Source organism: Sphingobacterium puteale, assembly GCF_003627955.1.
Taxonomy (GTDB): Bacteria; Bacteroidota; Bacteroidia; order Sphingobacteriales; family Sphingobacteriaceae; genus Sphingobacterium; species Sphingobacterium puteale.
Genome location: NZ_RBWS01000026.1, coordinates 104,307 through 111,380 on the forward strand (window position 1 = coordinate 104,307; position 7,074 = coordinate 111,380).

At 38.3% G+C, this 7,074-nt stretch carries 7 protein-coding genes; 5 read left to right on the forward strand and 2 right to left on the reverse strand.

Translation table 11 applies throughout. The features are described 5' to 3' along the window. Window positions 1–118: 118 nt before the first annotated feature. Window positions 119–1,405 (reverse strand): epoxide hydrolase family protein, encoded by a 1,287-nt coding sequence (locus D7322_RS25775; RefSeq protein ID WP_121127071.1) that lies wholly within the window; start codon window positions 1,403–1,405, stop codon window positions 119–121. Between the two features lie 89 nt (window positions 1,406–1,494). On the opposite strand from D7322_RS25775, the gene D7322_RS25780 reads away from it, so the two are divergent. Next, window positions 1,495–1,893 carry a Rid family hydrolase gene (locus D7322_RS25780; RefSeq protein ID WP_220700178.1) on the forward strand — a complete coding sequence of 133 codons (399 nt, stop codon included), beginning with the start codon at window positions 1,495–1,497 and terminating at the stop codon, window positions 1,891–1,893. 245 nt (window positions 1,894–2,138) lie between these two features. Here D7322_RS25780 and D7322_RS25785 read toward each other — a convergent pair whose 3' ends face one another. Further along, window positions 2,139–3,365 carry an IS256 family transposase gene (locus tag D7322_RS25785; RefSeq protein ID WP_121127059.1) on the reverse strand — a complete coding sequence of 409 codons (1,227 nt, stop codon included), beginning with the start codon at window positions 3,363–3,365 and terminating at the stop codon, window positions 2,139–2,141. Window positions 3,366–3,487: 122 nt separating this feature from the next. On the opposite strand from D7322_RS25785, the gene D7322_RS25790 reads away from it, so the two are divergent. The 4 genes from D7322_RS25790 to istA all read left to right on the forward strand — a co-directional run bounded on the left by D7322_RS25790 (window position 3,488) and on the right by istA (window position 7,030). Further along, window positions 3,488–4,357, forward strand: a complete 870-nt coding sequence (locus D7322_RS25790; protein WP_121127060.1) for a helix-turn-helix domain-containing protein — start codon at window positions 3,488–3,490, stop codon at window positions 4,355–4,357. 97 nt (window positions 4,358–4,454) lie between these two features. Then, window positions 4,455–5,309, forward strand: a complete 855-nt coding sequence (locus D7322_RS25795) for a hypothetical protein (RefSeq protein ID WP_121127061.1) — start codon at window positions 4,455–4,457, stop codon at window positions 5,307–5,309. A 183-nt stretch (window positions 5,310–5,492) separates the two neighbouring features. Next, window positions 5,493–5,894 (forward strand): NUDIX hydrolase, encoded by a 402-nt coding sequence (locus D7322_RS25800; RefSeq protein ID WP_121127062.1) that lies wholly within the window; start codon window positions 5,493–5,495, stop codon window positions 5,892–5,894. A 242-nt stretch (window positions 5,895–6,136) separates the two neighbouring features. After that, window positions 6,137–7,030 (forward strand): IS21 family transposase, encoded by an 894-nt coding sequence (gene istA, locus D7322_RS25805; protein WP_183078849.1) that lies wholly within the window; start codon window positions 6,137–6,139, stop codon window positions 7,028–7,030. Window positions 7,031–7,074 lie beyond the last annotated feature (44 nt).

The window sequence follows — 7,074 nt, forward strand, 5'->3', positions numbered from 1 at the left end:
ATGCAGATCTGATCTTAATGATCTGAAAACATTTCTCATTGCTTTTGTAAAGCGTTCCGGTTGCTCCCAAGCAGCGAAATGAACGCCCTTTTCCAATTTTTTGAAACCTTAAACCATATTATCTAAGGGATTTGAATGCAGCTCTAAGCTCTTCCGTAAAAATCTGAGGTTGCTCCCATGCCGCAAAGTGTCCTCCTTTTTTAGCTTTATGATAATAATACATTGTGGGATAAGCAGCTTTTGACCAGCTTTCAGGTGCCTGGTAGATTTCATGTGGGAATACGGAAATCGCCACAGGAACTTTTATAGTCTTTGTTTTTTGATGATCTGAACTGAAATTATTGTTGTTATTTTCCCAATAGAATCGTGAAGAGGAAGCACCAGTATTCGTCAACCAATACAAGGTAATATCATCCAGTATCGCATCTCTTGGGATTACTTTTTCTGGTTGTAGGTCACTTTCTGTCCATTCTGCAATTTTTTCATATAAGAATGCTGCAAGTGCGCTCGGAGAATCCGACAGAAGATAACCTGTTGTCTGTGGTCTTGTAACCATCATTCCTCCATAAGCTGCATTTCTTCCAAAGAATGTACTTAGAGCATTATATGCTTTAGCTTCGTCTTCTGAAAGTCCAATAGGAGTTGGGTCACCAGCGTTAATTGGTTTTACTAATTCAGCGGGAATTGTTGCGGGCATCGTAAGGTGTATTCCAAGAAGCCCCGCTGGAGCCTGTCGTGCCAGTGCATCGGAGATCACTGATCCATGGTCACCCCCTTCCGAAACATATTTTGTGTAGCCAAGGCGTTTTACCAATACATCCCAGGCTTTGGCTACACGGTCTGGATTCCAGCCTGTTTGTTTGGGAATTTCCGAAAAGCCATATCCTGGAATTGCAGGGATAATCACATCGAACGCGTCTTTCGCTTTTCCACCATATTTTACAGGGTCAGTCAGCGGGCCAATGGCATCTATGAATTCTAGTGGTGAGCCCGGCCACCCATGGGTAAGGACTACCGGAAGTGCATTGGATTCTTTTGAGCGGACATGAATAAATTGGATATCCAAACCATCAATTTTTGTTATGTATTGCGGAAGAGCATTCAATTTTTTTTCAAGCTTTCGCCAGTCATATCCTTTTCCCCAATAAGTTAGCAGTTCCTTCAACTGTGCTAATTGAATGCCTTGAGATTCATCATTCACAGTTTCTTTATCGGGAAAGCGCGTTTCCGCGATACGTCGTTTGAGTTCGTCAAGCTTTGACTGTGGAATGTTGATCTTAAATGGCCGGATACTGGTATCTGTTTTTGAAACAGTACTGGTTGTTTTGTTGTTTTGAGCACTGGCAATGGTAGGTATACTTAAAGCGAATACTGCTAAAAGAACCGTTGTAAGTTTTGTTTTCATTGTTTCTTGTTTTAAATTTTTGTTCTGATTTTTTTGTTGAGACAAATGTAGACCAGGCCAAAGGCTATTGAAAGAAACAATCGGTTCAAGTGGGCATAATAGCTGTCGAGTTGGTTATTTTAATCCGTGAACAAGATGTCAATCGTACTATAGCCCGCGGAGATATAGTTTGGATCTCGGGTCAGCTTGGTCACAATGAAAAGAGGGAGTTGCCGGAAGGAATGGATGAACAGATGAAACAAACATATGCCAATATCAAAGAATTATTATCTAGATTCGAAATGAATATGGATCATGTTGTTGAAGAAGTTATTTATACTATGGATATGGCTACAACATTTGATGCAAGAAAGAATTTTAATACAGAATATTATTCCGATCCTAAGATGGTTGCGAGCACTATGGTGGGTGTAACCGGACTTGCGTTACCTGGTCAATTAGTGGAAGTCATAGTCTTGCAAGTCTCATCAAAAGATCAACAGGTTTAGGGGTACTATAAAAATTGTTTGCTTCGCTAAAGTTATTTGAAAAGAATATAAAACGAATCTATAAAAATGCATTTCGAAGAAGACTATTAATAGATGATAATAAATTTTACTAGATAGAGAGCGATGAAAATACTTTTTTGGTATAGGATATCTAAAGATAAATTGGCATTGCAACTGGGAGTGTAAACTAAACTGTGTCAAGGGGTAATTCTGAGTTCTATTGATCGTTGAATTGCCCGTGGTGTTTACTGCAAATCTAGCACCATTCTTCCAGGAAACCAAATCGCGAGTTTTTGCGCTGTAGTACCCCAGTTTGACAGGGGCATAGTCCATTTCTTCCTGATATTTTTATGTGCCAAATAAATAAGTTTTAATAAGGCCAGGTCCGAAGTGAAAGCTCCTTTTGTTTTTGTCACTTTGCGGACCTGCCTATGAAAACCTTCAATCGTATTGGTTGTATAAATTAGCTTACGGATTGCTTTATCATAACGGAAATAGGTTGTTAACCGCTCCCAGTTACGACGCCATGAATCAATAACCACAGGGTATTTTTCACCCCATTTATCCTGAAGCTCATCCATTCTTAATACGGCCAGATCAAGTGTATCTGCCGCATATATAGGTTTTAGATCGCCCATAAACTCCTTCTGATCCTTGCTTGCCACGTATTTTAAGCTGTTTCGAATCTGATGTACTATGCAGGTCTGTACTTCTGCCTGAGGAAAGACACTTTGTATTGCTTCTGAAAATCCTTTAAGATTGTCTATACAGGCAATCAGAATATCCTGTACACCACGGTTTTGAAGATCTGTCAGTACACCCAACCAAAAGTTGGCCCCCTCATTTTCGGAAACGTACATGCCCAAAAGATGTTTGTGACCGTTTCTGTCGATGCCCAAGATATTATATACGGCACGGGAAACGTAACGGTGGTCTTCCCTGACCTTATAATGCATGGCATCCATCCAGACGATGGTATAAAGGGAATCCAGACTTCTGGACTGCCATTCCCTAACTTCGGGAATGATCTTGTCTGTTATAGAGGAAAGCGTGCTGTGGCTAATGTTCGTATCATACATTTCCTTGATATGACTTGAAATATCACGTAAGCTCATACCCAGACCATACATGCCAAGAATCTTTTTCTCAAGGCTTTGGGCAAGGATGGTCTCACGCTTTTTGACCAGTTGCGGCTCAAAATTCGAATGACGGTCACGTGGTGTGTCTATATCGATGGTGCCATCAGATGTCCGTATCTGTTTATTGGACCTGCCGTTACGACGGTTGCCTCGGGAACGTTCTGATTCATCCATGTGTTCCTCCATCTCTGCTTCAAGGGCTGACTCCAGAAATTTCTTAAGTAAAGGGGCAAATGCGCCGTTTTTGCCATAAAGGGATTCTCCGCTGCGAAGTTGCTCTAGAGCCTTCGCTTTCATCGAATCAAAATCAAATTCTTTCTCGTTGATGTTCATAATACTATGTCTAAAATAATACTTAATTTATTATTCTGACACAGTTCTTTTTACAGTCTCTTGCAACTATACAATGCTGTCAGACAATTATTATATTTATCATATAATTATGAAGACCCTCTATGGACGAGCTTATACGATATCCCTTCCTACACACTTTTAACCCAATTCAAAAAATTAATGCCACTACCATTAAAGAGAGATTAAGTAGAAAACCCCATCAATTATTCCTTCCTCATCGGACAGATTTCTATATGATTTTTCTCTTTACGGAAGGAAATGGCAAACATTGTGTAGATTTTCATCCGTTGTCAGTTAAACCTAAAAATATTCTTTTCATCAGCAAAGGACAGGTCCACAATTTTGATGAAAAGGAAACTTATGATGGCAATACAGTCGTATTTACAGAAGAGTTTTTTTGCAGAACAGAAGATGAACGTGCTTTTTTACACCATTCACCACTATTTAATGATCCCTTACAACTTGCTTATTTTGAAGTGGGCGAACGTTATCAAGAATTAGAAACACTGTATAATTTAATCATTGCTGAATTAAAAAGGCCCACACATCCTAATCAAGCTCAAATTCTACATAATTATCTATATAATATGATCCTTGTTACCGAATTAGTTTATCAACCACGTAAAATTCAGGTAATTCCAAATAGACAACAGGTTCTTGTATCTGAATTCAAATCGTTAGCAAACGAATTTTTGTATGAACATTGGAGTGTAGATAATTATGCGGAAAAACTTAATGTTAGTTCACGTACACTTCAAACGGCATTCTCAGTTATCGAAGGCATTTCCCCAAAACTATGGCTGAATGAAAGATTATGCTTAGAAATAAAACGTCTGCTTACATTTGAATCGAAGACAATCAATGAGATTTCATTTTTATTGGGTTTTAAGGAAGCTTCTTATTTTGTCAAGTTCTTCAAAACCCGTACGGGTATTACACCGTCAGAATTTAGGAAAACCAGGCAGTTTTAATTTCTGATTTTTACCATACTTATTCCTATAAGTGTAAGTATTAAAAGAACGAGCCTTTTTAATTTTGATTGATGTAAAACTTATCTTAAATAAATCAATGAAAAAAATAAACGTTGATCTGAATTCGTTGGGAATTTCGATCGTGATATTTTCGTTATGTGCTTTTGTGATGACACATGCATTCGGATTATTAACTTCCGAAGAATCCCAAATTTTGAAGTACCAAAATATTGTGTCTAAAGAACCAATAGATTATATGTCAAAAAATATTTTGTTGGCCTTTAGACTTGTTGGTCTTTTGTTGCTTTCTAGTGGATTAATTTTCTTTTGCTCTTTTGTGAAAATGGAATTTAAGAATTTTCACAATCCAGTAATATTGAAATGGGGAATTTTAATCGCAATTATTTCAGGAATGCTATATGGAGCTTTAATGCGGATCGTAGGAAATCAACAGGGAGCAGCGCTGTTATTTTTTTTCGATATGCTTTTATATCTTTTACTGTTCTTCATTGAGCATTACAATCCGAAGACAAATACTTTTTTCAGATCATTCATGTTATTACCTTTATATCTGATATTATTTTATACTATGGGCCTTCCTGGCTGGGCCAAATTATTTGGTGGTCCAATGGTAATCGAACGGTATGTTAAGATGTTTAAAAATAGCTTTGTTGCAGATTTGCCCGGTGGTACTCCATTGATGATATATGGTTTAGGGCTTCTTGAAATGTTGGTCCCTTTATTTTTGATTATTAGTTTGCTTAAATTAGAATTCAAGGTGTCTTCTAAAAAAAACTGGCTAAATTACGCAATGCTAACGAGCATATTTACTTTTGGTATGTTGTGTTTTGGTTTAGCAATTTTATATAATTTTGCCGGTTCAGTAAACCTTGTATTTTATCCAATTTTTACGCTACTGGTCCTAATCTGTATTAATAAATTAACTGTTTAACAACTAAATCGTTGATTATGATATGAGTTGAACTGTGCATGTTTGGAAATAATTCTATTAAGGTAATTATCATATTCCGAAGTGACTACTACAGTTACGATAGATATCGGAATTAAGCAATCAAAAACGAAATGAAATGGTTGAGTTTGTTTATTTTTAAGTGTTATATTAAAAAAACTCGTGATGAATAAAATAATCGATAAGGTGGCTTTGATTCATATTAAAAACAATTGTGTTCTCAGCACCCTTTCCCAATCAAAAAACAAGCTTTACTTTCCAGGTGGAAAAAGAGAAAACAACGAATCAGATATAGAATGCCTTAAAAGGGAAATTTTAGAGGAGCTTAATGTTCATATATTGGAAAACACTGTGAAATTCTTTGGAAGTTTTGAAGCCCAGGCTGATGGCCACGAGCCGGGTGTTTTAGTACGAATGTTATGCTATTTCTCCGATTTCAGTGGAACATTAAAGGCTTCTAATGAAGTTGAGTCATTTGAGTGGATAAAATATGAAGATAGATATAGAACGTCTGCAGTGGACATCCTTATATTGGAAGAATTGAAAAAGCAGCACTTAATAGATTAGTTTGTAATGTGTTGAAGCCGATAATTGGATATACTTGAACAAGCTGACCCCTCAAAATTGAATTAGATTTAGGGATGCATATAGCGTTTAAGGCTGTTATTCAACTGCCATACTGGCTGATGTTGACCCCCTAATTCATTTTTCAGTTCATTGCGCTGGAGCATGCTGACCCCTTAGCAAGTAGTTTTTGTTACTTAGTGATCAAACAATTCGGATCACTGATGGCTGGAAAACCAAAACGAATGAGTCAGATAAAGCAATTAATCAGATTGTACCAGAGCGGTAGCGGAATAAAAACAATCGCCCGCATCCTTGGTATGAGCAAGAATACGGTGAAGTCCTATCTTAAAAAGATGGCCGACGGCGGTTTCAATACGGAAGAACTTCTTAAACAGGAGGATCCCCTGTTGGAAAAGTCGTTCCACGCAGGGAATCCTGCTTACAAGGCAGACAAGTTTGAGTACCTAAAAAGCCGTCTTGACTATTATGAAAAAGAACTTAAGCGTACCGGAGTTACCAAGCTGCTGCTCTGGCAGGAATATATAGAAAGTGATCCCACGGGTTATAGCTATCCACAGTTCAACTATCATTTAAGGCAACAGCTTGTCTCGCGCAAGGGCAGCATGGTGATTGAACATACCGCCGGTGATAAACTATATATTGACTTTTCCGGAAAAAAGCTCCATTATATTGACAGGTCCACCGGGGAGCTGGTCGCCTGTGAGGTATTTGTGGCCTGCCTCCCCTTTTCAGACTATGCATTTGCCATCGCTGTACCATCTCAGCAGACCCCCGACTTTTTTTATGCACTGAGCAGCTGCCTGGAGTCCCTTGGCGGTGTGCCCAAGGCTATTGTCCCCGACAATCTCAAAGCAGCGGTCATCAAGGCCGATAAATATGAGCCGGTACTGAACCAGTCCATGGAAGACTTTGCCAATCACTACGGCACAGCTGTGGTTCCGGCGCGTGCGGGCCGCCCAAAAGACAAGTCATTGGTAGAAAATCAGGTAAAAATGATCTATACCCGTGTTTTTGCACCACTGAGAAACAGGCAGTTCTTTGATATCCATACGCTCAATGAAGGTATCCGCCCTATGAACTACATGTCAGTTGATTTCTTGAAGTTTTGGGGATAAAGGTCTTTTATATCCTTATGGTTTATTGATTCTATATTTATTAA